Annotated in this window: 16 protein-coding genes and 7 pseudogenes; 8 read left to right on the forward strand and 15 right to left on the reverse strand. The window is 41.7% G+C overall.

Annotated elements, in window-relative coordinates; all coding sequences use genetic code 11:
- Window positions 1-27 precede the first annotated feature (27 nt).
- The 8 genes and pseudogenes from MAE_RS05115 to MAE_RS34730 form a co-directional block, all read right to left on the reverse strand.
- Window positions 28-863, reverse strand: a pseudogene (locus MAE_RS05115) (IS4 family transposase); the annotation flags it as partial.
- Window positions 864-890: 27 nt separating this feature from the next.
- A pseudogene (locus MAE_RS05120) lies at window positions 891-1,583 on the reverse strand (ISL3 family transposase); the annotation flags it as partial.
- Window positions 1,584-1,622: 39 nt separating this feature from the next.
- Window positions 1,623-1,844: pseudogene (locus MAE_RS05125) on the reverse strand (ISKra4 family transposase); the annotation flags it as partial.
- A gap of 185 nt (window positions 1,845-2,029) precedes the next feature.
- Window positions 2,030-2,878, reverse strand: a pseudogene (locus tag MAE_RS28550) (ISKra4 family transposase); the annotation flags it as partial.
- Between the two features lie 143 nt (window positions 2,879-3,021).
- Window positions 3,022-3,567, reverse strand: a pseudogene (locus tag MAE_RS05140) (transposase family protein); the annotation flags it as partial.
- A gap of 179 nt (window positions 3,568-3,746) precedes the next feature.
- Window positions 3,747-4,328, reverse strand: a pseudogene (locus tag MAE_RS05145) (IS4 family transposase); the annotation flags it as partial.
- A gap of 405 nt (window positions 4,329-4,733) precedes the next feature.
- Window positions 4,734-5,576, reverse strand: a complete 843-nt coding sequence (locus MAE_RS05150; RefSeq protein ID WP_012264635.1) for an IS5 family transposase — start codon at window positions 5,574-5,576, stop codon at window positions 4,734-4,736.
- 62 nt (window positions 5,577-5,638) lie between these two features.
- Window positions 5,639-5,813 (reverse strand): annotated as a pseudogene (locus MAE_RS34730) (ISNCY family transposase); the annotation flags it as partial.
- A 265-nt stretch (window positions 5,814-6,078) separates the two neighbouring features.
- Here MAE_RS34730 and MAE_RS33730 point away from each other — a divergent pair.
- Entirely contained in the window at window positions 6,079-6,297 is a 219-nt protein-coding gene (locus MAE_RS33730) for a hypothetical protein (protein WP_173351103.1), read from the forward strand.
- A 32-nt stretch (window positions 6,298-6,329) separates the two neighbouring features.
- Here the strand turns inward: MAE_RS33730 and MAE_RS05160 are convergent, their stop codons facing one another.
- The 3 genes from MAE_RS05160 to MAE_RS05170 form a co-directional block, all read right to left on the reverse strand.
- The gene (locus tag MAE_RS05160) at window positions 6,330-8,315 is read right to left on the reverse strand and encodes a M48 family metalloprotease (protein ID WP_012264637.1); all 1,986 of its coding nucleotides are present in this window, start codon (window positions 8,313-8,315) and stop codon (window positions 6,330-6,332) included.
- A gap of 68 nt (window positions 8,316-8,383) precedes the next feature.
- Window positions 8,384-9,106, reverse strand: coding sequence for a hypothetical protein (locus MAE_RS05165; RefSeq protein WP_004163389.1), 723 nt, complete (start codon window positions 9,104-9,106; stop codon window positions 8,384-8,386).
- A 191-nt stretch (window positions 9,107-9,297) separates the two neighbouring features.
- Entirely contained in the window at window positions 9,298-11,043 is a 1,746-nt protein-coding gene (locus MAE_RS05170) for a VWA domain-containing protein (protein WP_012264638.1), read from the reverse strand.
- A gap of 238 nt (window positions 11,044-11,281) precedes the next feature.
- On the opposite strand from MAE_RS05170, the gene MAE_RS05175 reads away from it, so the two are divergent.
- Complete coding sequence (locus tag MAE_RS05175; RefSeq protein ID WP_012264639.1) at window positions 11,282-12,568, forward strand: RNA-guided endonuclease InsQ/TnpB family protein; 1,287 nt, start codon at window positions 11,282-11,284, stop codon at window positions 12,566-12,568.
- Between the two features lie 152 nt (window positions 12,569-12,720).
- Here the strand turns inward: MAE_RS05175 and MAE_RS33170 are convergent, their stop codons facing one another.
- Complete coding sequence (locus tag MAE_RS33170; protein WP_012264640.1) at window positions 12,721-12,948, reverse strand: hypothetical protein; 228 nt, start codon at window positions 12,946-12,948, stop codon at window positions 12,721-12,723.
- 38 nt (window positions 12,949-12,986) lie between these two features.
- Here MAE_RS33170 and ndhC point away from each other — a divergent pair, with 38 nt between their 5' ends.
- Genes ndhC through MAE_RS05190 form a run of 3 tightly spaced genes read left to right on the forward strand, consistent with a single transcriptional unit; the run spans window position 12,987 to window position 14,644 of the window.
- The gene (ndhC, locus tag MAE_RS05180; protein WP_002739390.1) at window positions 12,987-13,349 is read left to right on the forward strand and encodes a photosynthetic/respiratory NAD(P)H-quinone oxidoreductase subunit C; all 363 of its coding nucleotides are present in this window, start codon (window positions 12,987-12,989) and stop codon (window positions 13,347-13,349) included.
- Window positions 13,350-13,396: 47 nt separating this feature from the next.
- The gene (ndhK, locus tag MAE_RS05185) at window positions 13,397-14,140 is read left to right on the forward strand and encodes a photosynthetic/respiratory NAD(P)H-quinone oxidoreductase subunit K (RefSeq protein WP_002760976.1); all 744 of its coding nucleotides are present in this window, start codon (window positions 13,397-13,399) and stop codon (window positions 14,138-14,140) included.
- Window positions 14,141-14,644, forward strand: coding sequence for an NAD(P)H-quinone oxidoreductase subunit J (locus MAE_RS05190; RefSeq protein ID WP_002780471.1), 504 nt, complete (start codon window positions 14,141-14,143; stop codon window positions 14,642-14,644). It begins immediately after the preceding gene.
- Between the two features lie 321 nt (window positions 14,645-14,965).
- On the opposite strand, the gene MAE_RS05195 is transcribed toward MAE_RS05190, so the two are convergent.
- Window positions 14,966-16,471, reverse strand: coding sequence for a UbiD family decarboxylase (locus tag MAE_RS05195; RefSeq protein WP_012264641.1), 1,506 nt, complete (start codon window positions 16,469-16,471; stop codon window positions 14,966-14,968).
- A gap of 180 nt (window positions 16,472-16,651) precedes the next feature.
- Here MAE_RS05195 and MAE_RS05200 point away from each other — a divergent pair, with 180 nt between their 5' ends.
- The 3 genes from MAE_RS05200 to MAE_RS05210 all read left to right on the forward strand — a co-directional run bounded on the left by MAE_RS05200 (window position 16,652) and on the right by MAE_RS05210 (window position 18,618).
- Window positions 16,652-17,746, forward strand: coding sequence for an AAA family ATPase (locus tag MAE_RS05200; RefSeq protein ID WP_012264642.1), 1,095 nt, complete (start codon window positions 16,652-16,654; stop codon window positions 17,744-17,746).
- On the forward strand, window positions 17,724-17,951 hold the full coding sequence (locus MAE_RS05205; RefSeq protein WP_041803830.1) for a hypothetical protein: 228 nt from the start codon (window positions 17,724-17,726) through the stop codon (window positions 17,949-17,951). Before MAE_RS05200 ends, MAE_RS05205 begins: the two co-directional genes overlap by 23 nt.
- A gap of 145 nt (window positions 17,952-18,096) precedes the next feature.
- On the forward strand, window positions 18,097-18,618 hold the full coding sequence (locus tag MAE_RS05210) for a DUF3226 domain-containing protein (protein WP_012264643.1): 522 nt from the start codon (window positions 18,097-18,099) through the stop codon (window positions 18,616-18,618).
- A gap of 52 nt (window positions 18,619-18,670) precedes the next feature.
- On the opposite strand, the gene psbV is transcribed toward MAE_RS05210, so the two are convergent.
- Together psbV and MAE_RS05220 are read right to left on the reverse strand one after the other, a co-directional pair.
- Window positions 18,671-19,156 carry a photosystem II cytochrome c-550 gene (gene psbV, locus MAE_RS05215; protein ID WP_012264644.1) on the reverse strand — a complete coding sequence of 162 codons (486 nt, stop codon included), beginning with the start codon at window positions 19,154-19,156 and terminating at the stop codon, window positions 18,671-18,673.
- A 128-nt stretch (window positions 19,157-19,284) separates the two neighbouring features.
- Entirely contained in the window at window positions 19,285-19,491 is a 207-nt protein-coding gene (locus MAE_RS05220) for a hypothetical protein (protein ID WP_002735525.1), read from the reverse strand.
- Window positions 19,492-19,574: the final 83 nt, after the last annotated feature.

The following is a 19,574-nucleotide window of genomic DNA, read 5'->3' on the forward strand; positions in this document are numbered from 1 at the left end:
CAAAAAGAGAAAAGTGTGCCAGATGGCTCAAGGGGGTTCTATGGGGGACTAATTTGATGAGATAGTTTCCAAGTCTGGCTGATATCATGTAACCTTCGCAGTCCCAACCAAATAGTTTTAACACCAGGTTCACCGTCGCCTTTTCTACCTAAAAACCCCCCAAGAGAAGCAATCATTCTGACCGCTTCCCTAAAGGAGGGCGGCTTTTCAGGTGGCGGACTCTTTTTATGAATAGTGGCACACAAAGATTGCCATTCATGTTCTTCCAAAAAACTTTCACAACTCTCCTCTCCGTGTAAGCGTGCTTGATAGGTTAACCAAAGTAATCTCCAAGCTACAATTGAATAGGTAGCTAAAGCCATCTCAATTCTCCGACCCGTTTCTAATTGCAGTTTTTCTAATCCACAACCACTTTTTAAAACAAAATGATAGCGTTCTATTAACCAGCGATAACTATACCAGCGCACACAGGTTATCGCTGATTCAAAGCTACTAATGTCTAGGCTAGTTAAGAGGAGCCAACTGATAGGATTAACTCCGGGATGCGGCTTTTCTTCTTCGGCTAAAATTACCTGTAATTTGACCGGTTGACGAGGGTTCGCCTTGGGGTGATGGCTAGGTACTTGTATTTCAAAACTGGCAAATCTAACTGTTAGTTTAGCTAGTCTAGCCTCGTGATTAGGATTGCGTTTTACTTGCACATCTAGGCTACCACAGGCTTTTATTTCTCTGATGGATTGATGTAAATATTTAGTCTCTGGATGCCCTGACTTTTGCTTGTCTTCGAGATAGTTAACTTTTCGGTTATGAGTTCCTCGGATTAATAAATGAGAGTTAGGACTTCTTGATTGGGCAAATAAATCAGGCTCTTCGTTACCCTTTATGCTAAATCAACAGACAAGATGCCAAGACAACATACTTCTAACCCAAAAATTCCGAAAGTTTCTCAAGCCATAGCCTCTCCGTTTTATTAGTTTAAGTTTATTGTTGATTCCCTCGACCACCCCATTCGTTGTCCTTCGCTCAAAATAACTAATGATTTCTCCAAACCAGTTTCGGATTGTTTGACAACTCTTGGTAAAAACACTGGAGGATTTTGCCAACCATTCCGAGATGGATAGCATTCCCTCTGTCGGATTCTCTGAGGTTTCATAAATCTTTCTGAATTCTTCCTTTAATTCCTGCATCTTTTTCAAATTTGGGAATTTTTCTTTGATAGCTTCTAGTTTAATTTTTTGGGGTTCCGTTAAATCTTCTTCATTTTTTAACAGGCTATATTTACTTCGCTTTAAAACTTCTAGCTTTGCTTCTTTTTCTGCTTTCTGTTTTTTATTTTTCTGCGCTTCTACGGCTCTTTTTTCCGCTCTTCTCTGTTCGTCTAACTCTTGATTAATTTGTTTCATTACATGGAATCTATCGGCGACTACCTCGGCCGATGGCATCAATTCTTTCACCAAATTTTTATAAGGCAACCAAAGGTCTATGCTCACTTCTTCAATTTGCTCTAACACCTCTTTTCCCCAGCCCGTAAGCGTTTCTCTCAACTCTTCTTGTGTTCGCTTCTCTAGGGAGCATCTCACCTTTGCATTAAGCATTTATGCTTAATGAGGTAAATAAAAAAGTTAAAAAAGAGAACCATTCAGATAGGCACAGCGATGACGAAGGACTTGCGGTACATTGCCAGAATTCCAACTTGCACCGGCAATTTTAACACGAAAACTAATTTGTTTCACCTGAGATTCCACAGAGCCAGAACCAATGGAAATCCCCTCTTCTTGAAAATAACCATAATTGACAATTCGATGTTTATGCTTGTTCAAATAAGTAATAAAATTCTCAACTTGAGGCTCTGACCAGGGAGCATCTCACTTACGCGATAAGTAATTATACTTAGCCTAAAAGCCACTCTTAATCGTGTCTTGGAACGAAATAGAGGCTTTTAAAGACTGCGTACATGGAGAATTAAAACAAGAATTACCCTCGAAAAGCCTATTTTTCCACTAAGTATTTATGCTCATTGCAAAGGTGAGATGCTCCCCTCTGACCATCCTTCGCGCACAAGAGATAGCAGCATCCACTTCCCCCTTCCATAGAAAACATTTTACCTCCTCAATTCGCTGGAATGACCCGCCAACTTTATAGAGGTTTTCGATTAAATGATACCAATCCAAAATTTCAATTCTTTCATGTTTCTCTCCTATCTGACGAAATAAATTCCAGATACCATCATGTCCATCTCCTAAACAAATTAAAGGTTTAACCAAAACTTGAGAATTAACCAAATCTAATAAAGCCGAGTTATCTTGAAAAAAAGCCGCTACCCCCAGTTGATGAAAACTCACTGCTTTATAATCACGCCAAATTAAGGCTTCTCCCTTGGGAGTTCTCAGTTGTACCTTACCGCCATCTATGCTCATTTCTTCGACTTCGACTTCTAGGTTAGACGGTAATTCTTCAAAATGATAGCGATGTACGAGGCGTTGTTGGGTACTGTGAGAAACAGCAATTCCTGTCAATGATTTGATTTTCTGCTCCGATTTCTCATAGGATTCATCGCCACTTAATAGCAAACAGTTCTTCTCTAACATTGGACTCATCTGAGTTCTCGGCTTTACTTCTAACTTCTTCGCTTGTTTTTCTGTAATTGGTAATTCCCCCAAAATACTTTTCACTTTTCTCGTCCGACCGGCGGTTTCTTCTGTACTTGTTTTGATAAAAAAATACCGATTTCTGGGTTAACATACTGAATCATTAAATCTCTGACCGTCTCCTCTATTTCTCCCAAGTTATTAAATTTCTTAATTTGGGATTGCTCATAGAGACACGCTCCCAACTCTCGGGATAACTCTTGAATTCTTTTTTCATTTTCTGATAACATTGGATTGTTCCTCCCATCGAGATATATTCTGAATCGTAAGTTATAACTATTATAATCTCATTTCTCTTTGTGATAAAGTTCGAGATTTTCTAGTTTTTGACGGCTATAAGCATTAATACTCATTGCACAAGTGAGATGCTCCCCTTCTCTAGAATAGCTATTAGTTTTCCCGTATCTAAATTTACTAAAACCGCACAGTAATTTTTTTGTCCTTTGACTAGAGCGATTTCATCAATTCCTAGTCTTTTTAATTTCGATAAATCTGGCTCTGTAATTTCTTCGGCGATGTCCTCTACCATTCTTTGAATCTCTTCTTCCGTTACGTTATTTCTTCGGCTAACATTTAAAATATCTCCTTCTTTTAATTGTTCGAGTATATTCTCGGCTAGTCTTTTCGTATAGGTTCGTTTCTTGGCGACAAAATCTAACTCTTCGCTAAAGGGTTTTCGACAATTATCGCACTTAAATTGACGACGATTAACCTGTAGGTACACTGGTTGTCCTGAGATTGGTAAATCTTTGACTAAATGTCGATGATTTTGGTGGAGTTTATCGCTTTCTAAGCCACAACGAGGACAGGTTGCTTTTTGATTTTTCGATTCGATTCGGCAAACTATACCGATATTTTCTAGGTGTAGATAGCCTTGAATACAGGTTCCTTTTAGGTTCAAAAATTTGTCAAGTATCATAAGTAAAATAATCTCGTTTTTGGCTATTATATCAAATCTTAACTCGATTGTCTATCTTTTGGTATTAACCTGTTGATGCCTTAAGTCCTTCCCTATATGGATTTCAGCTACTTTTGAGCGTAGGCGCTCTCATCGAATTTTATTTTAAGTTAATTATTTGCATAACAATTCCCGAAGAGCCATAAATCAAATATGTCTGCCTCACAATCTCCGATTGTTACTACTTGAATATCTTCGGGTATTTGTTGTTGTGTTTCTGACAAAGAATCTAACCATCTTTGACTTTCTTTTTCTTGAGTTTCTCTTTTTTTTCGTTGCTTGGCAATCCCTAAATTCTTTTCTTCTCTTGCCCAGACCTATTGATTAATTAGTCCCAAAGGTACTCCTTGCGCTGAGACTCCTAAGGTGGTATGAACTTTGAGACCAAAGGATTTTTTATAATCTAGATAACCCATTCCTTTTTTGGCTTTTTGGGTCGTAAAGTCTAAACTTGTTGTGTCTTGAACTGCCAAAACTATTGGATGTTCTTTGATTCTTTCTACTGTACTTTTGGCTTGGGCGGCAATTAGAGCTGAGGGGTGAAAATAGGGGGAATTCCAAAAGTCGTAGGTGGCACTCGCTGCGGCTAGATTTCCCGAAGCTTGTGGCACACTTGTACTAGGTTGGCTGGCCAAGTTTTCTACGATACTGATTAACCTTTTCTTTCTTCTGGTGTCCCCTAGGTCTGCATACTGTAATTCTTGGGCTGCCCATTTCTCCATTTTTTTGCTTACCTCCACCTTAATTCCTTCTTTCAAAACTATACCTATCAATCGTTTCCCCTTTTTTTAAGTTTCTTCTCTTTTTGTTAAGAAAGATCTGACTAATGGATAGCTTATCAAGGGGGGCAGGGGGGATCGAACCTAAAATCCATTTTTAATTTAATTAGGGTTTGCTGAAAAAGTTTGTTGGTGGGGTTAGGAGTCAGTAGCCGGTCGTTAGGAGTCAGGAGTCGGGAGTTTCAGGCTTTGTTGCCCTCTCTTTTTGTACCAACTTATGTACTATAATAAGGATAATGCAAGGTTTTTGAAGGTCTCAATCCGATTTTCGCAGCATGAACATCGGATTTTAACAGGTCAAAAGCCTTATTTTAAAAGGGTTTTACCATAGATCTCTTGCAAAAGTAATCAAGATATATCCTTTTGTCGGTAACGAAGTTCGTAATTGTAGATACCAGCAATCAAATTCAATCTCAGACCAAATCGCCGTCTGCGATTTCTGTATCTTGATGAAAGTATCCGAAATATTTTGAGACGACGATGAATATGTTCTATAACTATGCGCCGTTGTGATAACTGACGATTGGCTTTTTTTTGCTCTTTACTTAGTTTTTCTTTTTTCTTTTTTTTATGAGGAATTTGACTGTTTTGATGGATTTTCTGAATTCCTTGATAGCCTTTATCCCCTAATATTTCTATTTCCTTATTTAACCTTATTTTGCTCTCTTTCCACAGTCGAAAATCATGGACTCTTCCTTTCTCACAACGGACACAGATTACCTGCTCGCTTTTTTGATCGGCAACGACTTGCGACTTTAATGTGTGGTATCCCTGCTTGCCACTATAGCATGATTTCTGTTTTTTTTTGGGTCTTTCTATCTCCTGTTCTGACACATCCACCACTATTACTTCTATTTCACTATTACTTTCTAATAGGGCTTTTTTTCCGGGTAGATTAAACAGACCTGATTTGATGAGAATATTCTCTACTTTCCTAACAATTCTATACGCCGTTGATTCGTTAATACCCCAACTATTTCCCCGATGAAAATAGGTGCGATATTCTCGCCAATATTCTAGTGTTATTAGTAGTTGGTCTTCCCTACTCAATTTGCTAGGTCTACCTGTCTTTTTTTGCCAAACTTTTTCTGCCTTTAGGACTGTTACCATATCCTTAAATGTATCTGGATACACGCCACACAAGCGTTTGAACTCTGTTGGCTTTAAAGTTTTTACTTGTTCGTAAGTCATCTTTCAATCTTAACTCTTGGACTATTTTATCCTATTTTGTCTAGACTTATGCAAGAGATCTATTCTTTACCTTGACGTTTGGGTTTTCCATTATGAATAGAACCATTCTTGATAGTATGGTGAGAACCACAATTAGGACAGGGGAATAGAGGTGAAGGGGGTATTTTGTTCGGTGCTAGACTGATATTTGAGTAAGCCAGACAGGAGCCAGAAAAAGATATTTATTAGAAAAGTCATGATCAAGCTAGAGGTTTAAAGACTGAGCGGGTTGCAATTATTTTTATTAATAAATATTTTACACAATTCATACCAGGTAAGCAAGAGAGCTACGCCACTACTACCGAATCATTACCCAAATCCGATCCCTAATAGCTGTATCCCGTCTCCCGTCTCGGAGTCTCCTGTCTCGGAGTCTCCTGTCTCGGAGTCTCCTGTCTCGACTAGGAAATTAATTTTGCACGACTACTTAGGGTCTGCTGAAAAAGTTTTTCCTGGGGGCAGGGTGTGGGGTGTGGGGTGTGGGGTGTGGGGTTTTACCGGTTTTGAGGAGGCCAATTACCTAATTTTCAGGGAAAAAGTCCCGGAATTTTCCCCCCGATCCCCCCAATGGCCGGCACTTTTTGAGGGTAAAAAAGTCCAAAAGTCTTATCCAACAAGGTTTTTAGATTTATTCAGCAGACCCTACTTAGTGATATGGAAAGAATCCCCTGTCACAGCGTAGCTTGACGGTGGGAGTATGTCAATTGATTCAAATTAATTAACTCGCTGCCATAAACGTTGAATTTCTTTCCTCAGTTGTGCATCAGGAGGCTGGCTAAATTGTACAGAAGGATTGACCTGCACACCGGGAATATTCTGATTCCAGGGACTGTTGGAGACTGATTCTAAGTTTATGCCACTTATCACAGGGCGAAACCCGTAGCGGACGAATACTTCCTGTTGGGAAGGCTGTCTGAGAAAGGCGACAAACTCCCTGGCTGCTTTCGCTTGTCCCTCATTCACATCCCGCCGTGCGATCGCCGCCGTCGCTACTGTCTCAATAGTCGGGTCAAGATAGTAGATTTGGTAAGGTTTTTCCTGGGTAGTTTGGGCCTGGGACCAGCGATAGAGGGCGATACTTTCGTAGGTAGTCGCCACATCAGCGTCGTTGGATCCGCGAGCAATAAATTCCTGCAAGAGAATGTCACTCGAAAGGGGCGGCTGATAGACGGAACGCTTAATCAGAGCAAACAAAGATTGAATTCCCGGCCCATTCAAGTTAGTACCAGCTAGGGGACTTCCGCCAAGATTGGACTGGGACCACAAACTTAAGGTTAACTGACCACTGTTGGAACGGCTAGGGTCTGTCATGACAAAATCGAAGCTTCCCCAGGTAGATTGTCCGCCGATAGCAGTCCAGTTACGCTTTTGCATGGCTCGTTCTACACTTTGCCATTGAAAGCGTCTCCCAGGGAAGATAACCTTTCCTCTCTCGGGCCAAGCGATACCCACCAGGAAGGTTTTGACAATGGGTTGGGGCGTATCGTAGAAGGGATTGCTTTCTCCCTGTACCGCCAGGCGATCGCGCAATTCCTCTAAGATTTCCCCATTGGCTGGAATGAGGATAGTAGGCGTAAAGTCATGTTTCTGGTCGATGTAGTTATTAACTATGTCCTGAGAGCCTTGAAACTTCAGTTCTAAGTTAATGTTGGGATGAGATGCCTCGAATTGTGGCTCTAGGACTGCCAATGGTTCTTGAAGTTCCGTCCCACTGACGATGGTAAGGTTTTGCTGCACGCCAGGAAGAGGTGCATAAGCTAAAGCGAAAGCAATTAGGGCGATCGCAGCCGAAATTATTGCCCGTCTGCGTTTCGATTGAGGGCTGTTTCTCCTAGTGGGAGGCGTTAAGAGTCCTGGTTGCATGGCGAGTAATTCTTGAATGCGGTTGTTAGTGGGAGGATGGGTGGCAAATAAGCGATTGACAAGTTTACCCTTGAAGGGATTAATAATTAGAAGGGGAGCTAACGCTGGGTTTTCTTCTGTGGATATTGACTGCTGTTGGCTGTTATTTTCTAATTTTTCTAAGGCGTTAGCGAGGGCGCGAGGATTTCCGGTTAAACTTGCTGAACCTGCATCAGCAGCATACTCTCTCGTTCGAGATATGGCTAATTGAGTTAAGGTAGCCGTAAGGGGCGCAAGTAGCAAGGTAGGGAATAAGGCGGCTAGGCGGATGGGATTGGCGTTGCGGTAGTTAAACATGGCAAACATTCCCGTCATTCCTGTTTCCGTGAGGAGAGAAATTGCTACAGAAATAGTGACAGCAACTGTAGCAGTAAGGGCATCACCGTGTTTAATGTGGCTAAGTTCGTGGGCGATAACGGCTTCTAATTCGTCTTCAGGAAGCAGTTTCATCAACCCTTCTGTAATGCAGACAACACCCCGTTGGGGATTCCTTCCAGTAGCAAAAGCATTAGGAGAAGAAGTAGGAATGATATACAGTTTAGGTTCTGGTAAATTTGCCCTGTAGCACAGCACTTCAACTATGGGGTTGAGTATAGCTTCTTCTTGAGAATTGGCAGGACGAACATCAAAAGCGGCTAAAACAACTTGGTCGGAATAGAACCAGAGACTAAAGTTAATTACAGCAGCAACAATTAAGCCAATAATAGCTCCAATTGTCCCGCCAATGAGTAGATAAGCAGTCAGAACTAAGATGCTGCTTAATAACGCTAATAAAGCAACTGTTTTTAAGAAGTTCATTACTCGTCAATCTCCAGGGTAGTATTGTGGTGTTGATTTTTCCAGTTTAGTTGATTTATTAGTCAGGTTCAAGAAATGATAAAATCAATATTTTCTTGAAAGCCACTCAATTCTTCACTCAAATTTCTTAACTCTATAAGTTCTTCCGAATTAGTCAAGTCAGCCGTCCGCAATTTATTTTGTAATTGTTGCAGAACCCCAGCCGAGTCTTGAATCACAGTGTACAAGCTAGTTAATTTTGCTTGACGAGTATCTTGTCCTTGTTGTGCTAATTCAATATTCCGTTCTAAACTGGCTTGCAACTGTTCTAATTGTTTACGAGATACACCGAAACTCGAACGAATTTTACTTTTAACTTCCAAGAGTTGCTGTTGTAACTCATTGATTGATAATAAGGATTCACTTTCTGGCAAACGTTGAGCAATTTGTTCTATTTTTGGGGGAAGTTCAATAGCACTATCGCAAGCTTGCTGTACGGCGATTAATAAGTCCATTTGCACTGAACTGCTGCTTAATAATTGGTTAGCTTCTTGACGCAGAACTTCTGCCTTTCCTGCTAAACTTTGAGCCGAACCTTGAATAACTTGCAGTTCCTGTTGTAATTGTTGTTTGACCCGTTTCTCCCCATCTGGTTCTCTAGCTTTCAAGGCGGTTGCGCCGACTACAGTTACCGCCAATGCTGTTGGTAAAGTAACAGTATTAGATAATCCCAAAAAGCGAACACCAACAACTAAAACGATCCCGCCTGCTAAAACGGCTAAAGGGTAATAAAGAGGGTTAGCAATTTTCATTTTTAGTTAACCGTTGATGATTGCTGGTTGATGATTTAGTAGATTAATTCAGGAATTAATCACAGTCTCTACATTTGGTTGACTTACAAATGCGCCTCGGAACTCCGAATTCCGCCCTGCGCTTGACTCGGCGGCGAAGCCACCTCCGAATTCCATTCATAATTCATAATTCATAATTCATAATTCATTACTTAAAACTCTACTTGCAAGTCTCCCATCACAGTTGATATAGTCGCTGGATCTCCTTGACGATAGTAACCGCCGTTAACTTCGGCAATTTTTTGCAAAGCCTGGGGATTAAATTCTCCTTCTTTCCCATAACCAATAGTAAAGAAAGCAATTCGCTGATCGGAAGAAAAGCCACTCTTTTGCAACTCTTGTTCCAACTGATCCAGATTAATTTGTGACCCCGAATCTTCTCCATCAGTTAAGATTAACACGGCATTAATAGTATCAGTCCGCAAATTTTGAGATAGCCAGTTGCGGGCATAGAGGGCGCTATCATAAAGTCTGGTTCCACCACTGGACCGCAGTTGGCCAATAAATTCAATGCCGCGATCTCGCCCCTGTGGAGTTCCTTCTATAATCACAGGTTCGTTAATAACTGAATTGAAACTAATTAGGGCAATTCTTTCCTTCGGTCCCAGGTTCTGAACGTAATTAAGTAAAGTATTCTTAACTGATGTCAGTTTTTGCCCTTCCATCGACCCAGAAGTATCAATTACTACTGCTACTTGCGACGGTTTCTTGGCATAATTTTGCCAGCTTTTAAGCATGGCTTCAACTACTTCTGGTTGGGGCGAACGGTAAGAGTCATAGGTGGGTTGAGGATTCACGCCAAATTCAGCAGAAAACTTGCTTCCCAAGGCTACTCCTGGAACACCCGGTCGCAGTCCCAAATCTGTGGCAATTTGTTGGGTTTCGGGCAAAAGAATGAATTCAATTACCTTTTCAGCAGCTTCTTTTTCTCGGTCACTTATCCAAGGCGCATGGGCTAAAATTGCCCGCATATTGGAACTGAAAGTAGCCTTGGGATAGACGGCTTGATAGCGCGTTTGATTGGAACCAGCTTGGCTGTTAGCAGCAATTACCAAAGACTCGTAAACTGAGGCTACTGAAGCCCAAAAGGGTCCGTTGGCGACCATAGATTGGGCAAGGGAAGCGGTAGAAGTACCATAGCGAGTGATTTTACTCTGGATCTGTTGAATTTGTCCCTGATATTTTTCTACGTCAGCTACAGTCAGATCTTCTGGGCGCTTACCTGCTACAGCAGCAAATTGGGCCACCAGGGTTTGTAAGCCAGAATTAGAACGGGTAGGCGCGGTGTGGACGTAAGTGATGGGGAGGGGTGGGGCTTTGGGATCGAGTTGGCGGTAGTTACCCAATTTAGCTAGGGCGACGAAGGGATCTTCTACTTTTTCTAAACCCTTGGCGAGGTCAGCGGTTGTCATGAAAACCATCGGACTGTAGGCGATCAGGGGTGAGTCGGTAATTTCCGGGATGTAATTTTGTCCGGGAAATAGCTTGTTCATCTGGTAGATGAGTTGACTCTGATAAATTTCGCCATCGACGGATAAAAGGGTGGGAAATTCGGGCGCATCGGCTTTGAGAGTTCCATTTTGGTACTGTTGGGCCAGCGAGAGAATCGTTTGGACCACATCGCCGCTTCCTTTAGCTTCGCAACTGAGGTAAAAGGCTTCACCGCTAGCGAGTTTGGGTTGGCTTTGGTTCAATTTCGTGGCTGCTTGCTGACAGAATTGGGCTAGGTCGCTTCCCACGAGAAATTTGACTTCAAGTCCCTGTTGTCTGGGTTGTTGGCTTCCTTGTTGTTGGGGTTGCTGTCCACAAGCGCCTAGAAATACTAAGGTAGACAGGACGGTTAAGGGAGTAACTGAGGTTAAATAACGAGAAAAAGGAAGATTTTGGCGTTTAATCATGAGTCTTGACAGAGTAATAACCAATAAAGCACGAAGTTACTCGGATCAATGCAGATGGGATGAGAACATATTTCCCTAAAATGTCGGATGAATGCCCCCGCTAAATTTTTCGACAAGACATCAACCTTTGCGGGGGATGAAATCCGACCAAGATATTAACTGCGAAGCACTATTTTAATTCTACCATTTGTAGGTAAACTGTGTTATACTTAATTTAGCCAAAGGTCGAGGATGTTAGATGCTAGTCGTAGAAGCAAAGCTAAAAAACGGAACACCAGAGCAATATCACCAGCTTGATGAAGCTATCAAAACTTCTCAGTTTGTGCGTAACTCTTGTGTTCGTTATTGGCGGTTCAATCAAGGGACAACCCGTAATGATCTCCAAAAACTTTGTGCTGTACTAGCTAACAATAAAGAGACCCCTTGGGTTAATAAATTAAACTCTCAAGCTCGTCAATCGGCTGCTGATAGAGCCTGGCAATCAATTAATAGGTTTTACCAGAATTGTCATGCCAAGATACCAGGGGAAAAGGGTTTTCCCCGATTTAAAAAACCTAGTCGTTCGGTTGAATACAAACTAACGGGCTACAAACTATCTGAGGATCGACGTAAAATCAGATTTACTGACGGTTTTAAAGCAGGAGAATTTGATTTATGGTGTAGTCAAAAAACCTTAGTTTATTATTCAGATCAACAGATTAAACGGGTAAGAGTTGTTAGACGTGCCGATGGTTATTATTGTCAGTTTTTGATTGACGTAGAACGGCAAGAATACCATGAACCAACGGGACAAATAACAGGAATTGACTTAGGTTTAAAGGAATTTTATACCGATGCCCAAGGTAATACTGTAGAGAATCCACGTTATTTAAGAAAGTCAGAAAAACGACTGAAAAAAGCACAAAGGAGATTATCAAAACGATTTCGCAAAGGAAAGAAACAGTCTAACAACTATCACAAGCAACGGATAAAAGTAGCTAGGCTTCATCTTAAGGTATCAAGACAACGTAAAGACAAAGCAATTAAAGACGCTTTGGCGTTAGTCCAGTCTAATGATCTGGTAGTCTATGAAGCTTTAAAGGTAAGAAACTTAGTCAAAAACCGTAAGCTTGCCAAGTCGATTTCTGATGCTTCTTGGTATCAATTCACCGAATGGTTGAATTATTTTGCCAAGATTTATCGGATTGTTTGTATTGCTGTTCCTCCCCATTTTACTAGCCAAGATTGTTCAGTTTGTGGGACGAGAGTTCAAAAAACCTTAAGCACTAGAACTCATCAATGTCCTAATTGTCAAACAGTCTTAGATAGGGATCATAATGCAGCAATAAATATTCTTAAAAAAGGGTTGAAATATTTGGGAAATCATCTCAACGGTACTGTTGGGCAAACAGAAACCGACCCAAACGCCTTGGGAGAGTCCGGCCTCTGGATTCTTAATGGAGACATTGAGAATCTAAGCTGTCTCGTTGAACAAGGAATTTCCGATAGTGATCTGGAAAGAATCTCCCGTCACAGCGTAGCTTGACGGTGGGAGTATGTCAAATTGATCTCCCCGGCCGGGGATACCCTAGTGGTGCTGAGAACTCTTGAAAGTTTTTCTGTACAAGGATTTGCAGTCAGACTGGGGGGTGTCAAAAGGAGCGGCCGTATGAGATGCTCAACTTTCCCAACTTAAGGTTATCCCCACACCAGATACTCTCCTCTTAGTGCGATCGCTGCTTTGAGCCTGTGCATTAACAAACTATACTGCCTATAGGAAATTTTAGGACAAATGCTTGAACTGGCAACTCCGGCACTCCCGTACAATCTTAACGAGCAATCTGGATAAACATCTTCAATGCTGCTTTTGAGAAGGAGACGGGTTGCTAAAGCCTCTATAATAAGTAGCCATAGAGATGCCGACAACTTCCCCTGTCGATAGCGAATAAGGAGAAAAAAACCCAGTGTTTGTCCTCAAAGGTTACGAGTATTTTCTAGGATTTCTGCTTGCTTGCAGTTTAGTACCAATCCTATCCCTAACTGCCTCCAAAGTCCTGCGGCCTAGTGGTGGTGGTCCGGAAAGACGCACCACTTATGAATCGGGGATGGAACCGATCGGCGGTGCTTGGATTCAGTTTAACATTCGTTATTATATGTTTGCCCTCGTTTTCGTGGTTTTTGACGTGGAAACCGTCTTTCTCTACCCTTGGGCAGTAGCTTTCAATCAATTGGGCCTATTAGCTTTTGTAGAAGCACTGATCTTTATTGCTATCCTTGTGGTTGCTCTCGTCTATGCTTGGCGAAAAGGAGCCTTAGAATGGTCATAACGGCCATAATTTTCCTTATTTTTGACTTTTCATAAGAGGATAACCCGATGAGTCCCAACCCTACCAGCGAATTTAAGCAAATTATCGAACAACAAAGCGAAAAAATCCTCAATCCCATCGAACGCACCAAAGTTACCCAGGATTTATCGGAAAATGTCATCCTCACCACCGTTGATGACCTGTATAACTGGGCGCGTTTGTCAAGTCTTTGGCCGATGCTATACGGTACAGCTTGCTGTTTTATCGAGTTCGCGGCCTTGATTGGTTCCCGTTTTGATTTCGATCGCTTTGGTTTAGTTCCCCGTTCTAGTCCCCGGCAAGCCGATTTAATCATCACTGCCGGTACAATCACCATGAAAATGGCCCCCGCTTTGGTGCGTCTGTATGAAGAAATGCCGGAACCTAAATACGTTATCGCCATGGGTGCCTGTACGATTACGGGGGGAATGTTCAGCAGTGACTCCACCACTGCGGTTAGAGGGGTAGATAAACTTATCCCCGTGGATGTCTATATACCCGGTTGTCCCCCTCGTCCGGAAGCGATTATCGATGCGATTATTAAACTGCGGAAAAAAGTCGCTAACGAATCTATTCAAGAACGCGGGACTGTCCTCCAGCAAACCAATCGTTATTACAGCACTACCCACAAAATGCAGGCCACGGAACCGATTCTTACGGGTAAATATCTGCAATCAGCCACCCGTCAAGCACCTCCGAAAGAGTTGCTAGAAGCCACCGGTATGCCTGTTCCCCCCGCTCTTTTGACCACGAAACAAAAGGAAGAAATCTAAATGACTGAAGAAACGACAGCTATTGTGCAAGCTGGCCCCACTTCGATTTGGTTAAGCGAAAATGGTTTTGAGCATCAAGCTTTAGAAGCTGACCATAGTGGTGTGGAATTGATTAAAGTAGAAGCAGACTTTTTAATTCCTCTGGCCACTGCTTTATACGCTTATGGCTTTAATTATCTCCAATGTCAGGGTGCTTACGATTTGGGACCGGGGAAAGAATTAGTTAGTTTCTATCATCTGGTCAAAGTAACCGATAATGTCGATAGTCCCGTGGAAGTGCGCTTAAAAGTCTTTCTTCCCAGAGATAATCCCCGGGTTGCCTCGGTTTACTGGATTTGGAAAGCAGCTGACTGGCAAGAACGAGAAAGTTATGATATGTTCGGCATTATTTATGAAGGACATCCCCACCTGAAACGGATTTTAATGCCGGAAGATTGGGTCGGTTGGCCTCTACGCAAAGATTACGTTTCTCCCGAATTCTACGAACTACAGGACGCTTACTAAGTCGAGAATTTAATCAGTAACATCGGGTTAGAAGATATTTCTAGCCCGATTTTTTTGAGATTTAGGGACAAGATAAGCTCTTGAGTATTTAGGGTTGGCTGAATAAATCTAAAAACCTTGTTGGGTAAGACTTTTAGACTTTTTGTCAATCAAAAAGTACCAGCGATTGGAGTGATCAGGGGGAAAATTCAGGGACTTTTTCCCTGAAAATTAGGTAATTGGCCACCTCAAAACCGGTAAAACCCCACACCCCACACCCCACACCCCACACCCTGCCCCCAGGAAAAACTTTTTCAGCAGACCCTATTTAGTCAGTTAAATCTACATTTCGTAGCCAAACTTATTGGCATCTACTTCTTGTAAATTAATATCGATTAAACCGTATTCTAACCAGCGTTGGGAAACCTTGACCGCCATGGCAGGATCCGACTCCAAAGGTTCCCCCCATTCGTGGTCGGTTTCGGGATACATTTTAGTGGTGGCATCAATTCCCATTCTCCCCCCCAAACCGACCTTTTCGCTGGCAAAATCGAGGCTATCAAAGGGGGTTTCCGGGAGAATAAACACATCGCGAACCGGATCCACTTTAGAACTAATTGCCCAAACCACTTGCCGGGGGTCGCGAATATTAATCTCCTTATCGACGACGATGACAAATTTAGTATAGGTGAACTGGGGTAAGGCACTCCAAAAAGCTAAGGCCGCTCGCCGCGCTTGTCCGGGATAGGCTTTATCAATGGAGATAATCGCCGCTTTATAGCTTAAAGCTTCCATCGGCAGGAAAAAATCCCTGATTTCCGACACCTGTTGCCGTAAAATCGGCGTATAAATACGATTAAGAGCGATCGCCATCATCGCTTCTTCCTTGGGAGGACGACCACTAAAAGTGGTCAAATAAATGGGGTCACGACGATGGGTCATGCAGTGGAAATGAATCAGGGGTGAATCTTCCACACCGCCATAGTAACCCATGTGATCACCAAAGGGTCCATCTGGCAATACCTCTCCGGGAGTAATTGTTCCTTCGAGGACGATTTCTGAGTCGGCCGGCACTTCCAAAGCAAGGGTTTTACATTTGGCTAACTGTACCCCGGAACCGCCGTACAATCCCGCAAACAGCCATTCGGAGAGATCTACGGGGATAGGAGTGGCAGCGGCCATGATAATCAGAGGATCTACCCCTAAAGCGATGGCTATTTCTAATTTTTTGCCCATCTGTGCCGCTTTTCGCAGGTGACGCGCCCCACCGCGCACGGACAACCAGTGGACGGTCATGGTATTGTGAGACTGTAGCTGTAGGCGATAGACACCGACATTAGGGGTTCCCGTTTCGCAATCTTTAGTAATTACTAGCCCTAGGGTGATAATCTGGCCTGCATCGCCCGGATAGGGACGAATCATCGGAATTTTCTTTAAATCTACTTCATCCCCTTCTAAAATCACCTGTTGACAGGCAGGAAAAAAGTTACGGTTGGGTTTCGCTTTCAGGACATCAAATAAAACTTTACCAAAATCGATCGCTTGGGAGAGTTTTTTCGGCGGTTTCGGTTGTTGCAAGAGGGCGAGTTTTTTGCCTAAATCTTCCAATTCTTCGGGTTTATTCAGGTTCATCGCCCAACAGATGCGTTCTACCGTTCCCATCAGGTTAATAGCGACGGGAAACTCTGCTCCTTGCACGTTTTCAAACAGTAGGGCCGGTCCCCCCACCTGCAGCATCCGATTAGCGATCTCGGCAATTTCTAAATCGGCAGAGACCGATGCACTAATGCGGCGTAATTGGCCACGATCTTCTAAAAGCTTAATAAATCCTCGTAAGTCTCTAGCCATGATGAAGAAATGTAAATAAATCCCTCTCTCTATTATCTCTTAGGGCGGCAGTTTCGGTGGGGGATAGTCACCGGTTTGAGAGTTGGAGGCGATTCTCGTCTAGAATTAAGTAAAAAAATCCCCATCTCGCCAGCTTCATTCCTACCCCTAAATTTATGCTTATTCAGCCCGGAGGTCAACATGATTAAGGATATTGAAATTAGTAATTTTAGATGTTTTGAGCATACCAAAATTGAAGGTTTTGAGCGAGTTAATTTAATTGGTGGTAAAAACAATTCAGGGAAAACTGCCTTGTTAGAGGCAATATTTTTATATAGTTATCCCTATCCAAATACTATTCATCCCTACATCAGAGGAATCATTCGTAGGCAATCTTTAGCAGTTGTTCAGGCTGTTCCCAAAAATGCCTGGGATAATTTATTATTCAATCTTGATAGAGAAAATATTATTGAGTTAAAAGGCTCCCAATCTAATCAAGGGGATAAATTGGTAAAAATATCGATTTCCGATTCTCTTAAAGATAGCGTTTTAGGAATCTCTGAAGACTTACAAAAATTATACGATTTTATCGCTAAAAATAAATCAGTTATTTCTATCTTAAATATTCACACAAGTTTTGACCATGATAATGACTCAAATGATGGTCAACTGAACTATTTTTTAATTGCTAGTTCTGAGGGAATACTCGCTTTGCCTGATGCGGGTGATGAGGAACCAGTAATCATTGCCGCATCTGTCAATAAATCTTTGGAAGAATTGAGCGAGTCCTATACTAAAATAGTTTTTAATGAACAGGAAGAAGAAGTGCTAAAAGCTCTACAAATTCTCGATCCGTCCATTGAAAAAATAGAAAGTTTTTTTCTGGGTGAACCAAATTTATATCTGAAAAGAAAAGAGAGAAAACGCCTACCCATATCTCTGTTTGGTGAAGCTATTAATCGTCTGATAGAGATGATTTTTGCTCTACTCATCAATCCTAAAAAAATTATTTTTATCGATGAAATAGAAAATGGTCTTCACTATACTGCTTACCCAGATATTTGGAAAACTTTATTCCGATTAGCTATCGAACTAGATAGCCAAATTTTTGCCACAACCCACAGTTTAGAGATGATCCAAGCTTTTGCCGATGTGGGGTTAGAATATTATCCAGAAGAGGGGGCCTATTTTGAACTAGCAAGGAGTCCCAGAACTGATAAAATTATCGGTATTAAAAGTGAATTAGATATCTTAGATTACGCTCTCAAGCATAATGATCGAATCAGAGGTGAGTAGAATCGTGGCTAATGTAATAATTGTTGAAAGTCAAGATGATGCGGCTTTTTTACGAGCTATTATTGAGCATATTAATGAATCGAATCATTTAACGATAACTATTGTTGAATTTTATATTCTAGACGGAATAGAACGAGAAAATTATCGTAGCCTTGAACAACGACTGAAACGACTTAATAACGGGAGCATCTCACCTTTGCAATGAGCATAAATACTTAGTGGAAAAATAGGCTTTTCGAGGGTAATTCTTGTTTTAATTCTCCATGTACGCAGTCTTTAAAAGCCTCTATTTCGTTCCAAGACACGATTAAGAGTGGCTTTTAGGCTAAGTATAATTACTTATCGCGTAAGTGAGATGCTCCCTTAATAACACCCTGCTCAAAGATGATATTCAAAAGATAGGTATTGTTTTAGATTTAGACGAACAAACCAGACAAGAAAGACTTGCTCTGGTTAGTCAATGTATTCAAAGAGTTTTTAGAGAAGCAGTCAGGATAGATGATACCCAAAAGCTATTTCAATTAAATGCTTCTACGAATACTCAAATAGGTTGTCATTTTCTTCATGTTAATGAACAGGGGGAACTAGAGACAGTGTTGAGAGAAATTAAAACCCAAGATTCTCCCCATGCTGATTGTGTAGAAGCTTGGCGATCCTGTCTTGCACAAAAAAATATTGATATAAATCGTAAAAAAATTGATAAATTGTGGATTCAAAACTATATCAGGGAAGATACACCATCACAGAATGAAAAAAGAGAGGCTAAGAAATATTGTAATTTATCCCATGCTTTAACCAAAAAAGACATTTGGAACTTTGAGCATGAAGTATTAAATGAACTCAAAGAATTTTTACAACTATTTGCTGTCTAATCAAAAATCCCCCTAGAAATCTAGAGGGATTGAGAGATATATGGAGGGCAATTTAGAAGTAAATTGTACCCCCCCAGCGCTCGTCTAGACGGGGAGCAACCAACATATAAGCGGCGACGTTATACACATCATCTTCGGTCAGATTGCGTAATTCTGGGAAGATATCCGGACGGCTAACATTGGGATGGAGTTCGCTTAGATCATCTTCACCATCGTAACTGGTGGGATGTTCTAGATAATCAATCAATGCTAACAGATTATCTCTGGGAGGTTCCGCTTTTGCTAGATCACCCAGACCCAAACTGACGTTATTATTAGTTTTGGTTTTACCTTGCAGGTGACACTTAGTACAATTGGCGACAAAAAGTTTCTGTCCTTCCGTCGCTTGTTCAGAAGTCAAAGTCACCGATTCCCCTGCGTCATTGAGGGTGATGGTGAGGGTTTTTTCATTGAGTTCTAAGGCACTAGCGCCGTTAAGATTGAATTGTAATACAAAAAAGACTACAGCGATCGCTGCTACAATCAAACGTTTGATCATTGTTCTCCTACTCGCAATTGTTCCAAGAAAGGGGATTTTAAGGTGACTAAAAAATTTTCTCCTCTGGGAGGGTATCGATCGATTCTAAGTGATCACGGACACCGAGAAGATCGCAGTTGGGAATAAAGTCAAGGGGACGTTTCCGTTTTAGAGGCGGTTACTCCTGAGCGTTGGGATAAAATCAGTGAGATAATTGCTTTAGCATCTTCTAGGGCGAGATTAGTCTGCCGATCTTTATAGGAGATGCCTAATTGGTCGCAAAGTGACAACACAGATTCATCGGCCAGATCGTACTCTGCCGCAATATCAGCGATCGATAGATCAGCAAAACCCATAGTCTAACACACCCACCAAGGATAGAGAATACTTATTAGTCACCATAATTATCATGCCATTGCCGGGGACATTCTTAACAGTG

Source organism: Microcystis aeruginosa NIES-843 (assembly GCF_000010625.1).
In the GTDB taxonomy this organism is placed as follows: domain Bacteria; phylum Cyanobacteriota; class Cyanobacteriia; order Cyanobacteriales; family Microcystaceae; genus Microcystis; species Microcystis aeruginosa.

Coding starts and splice junctions, on each gene's coding strand:
- MAE_RS05190 (WP_002780471.1), top strand. CDS start 14,141: ATGACTGAAGAAACGACAGCTATTGTGCAAGCTGGCCCCACTTCGATT.
- MAE_RS05160 (WP_012264637.1), bottom strand. CDS start 8,315: ATGAACTTCTTAAAAACAGTTGCTTTATTAGCGTTATTAAGCAGCATC.
- MAE_RS05150 (WP_012264635.1), bottom strand. CDS start 5,576: ATGACTTACGAACAAGTAAAAACTTTAAAGCCAACAGAGTTCAAACGC.
- MAE_RS05195 (WP_012264641.1), bottom strand. CDS start 16,471: ATGGCTAGAGACTTACGAGGATTTATTAAGCTTTTAGAAGATCGTGGC.
- MAE_RS05165 (WP_004163389.1), bottom strand. CDS start 9,106: ATGAAAATTGCTAACCCTCTTTATTACCCTTTAGCCGTTTTAGCAGGC.
- MAE_RS05220 (WP_002735525.1), bottom strand. CDS start 19,491: ATGGGTTTTGCTGATCTATCGATCGCTGATATTGCGGCAGAGTACGAT.
- MAE_RS05200 (WP_012264642.1), top strand. CDS start 16,652: ATGATTAAGGATATTGAAATTAGTAATTTTAGATGTTTTGAGCATACC.
- psbV (WP_012264644.1), bottom strand. CDS start 19,156: ATGATCAAACGTTTGATTGTAGCAGCGATCGCTGTAGTCTTTTTTGTA.
- MAE_RS05205 (WP_041803830.1), top strand. CDS start 17,724: ATGATCGAATCAGAGGTGAGTAGAATCGTGGCTAATGTAATAATTGTT.
- MAE_RS05170 (WP_012264638.1), bottom strand. CDS start 11,043: ATGATTAAACGCCAAAATCTTCCTTTTTCTCGTTATTTAACCTCAGTT.
- MAE_RS05175 (WP_012264639.1), top strand. CDS start 11,282: ATGCTAGTCGTAGAAGCAAAGCTAAAAAACGGAACACCAGAGCAATAT.
- ndhK (WP_002760976.1), top strand. CDS start 13,397: ATGAGTCCCAACCCTACCAGCGAATTTAAGCAAATTATCGAACAACAA.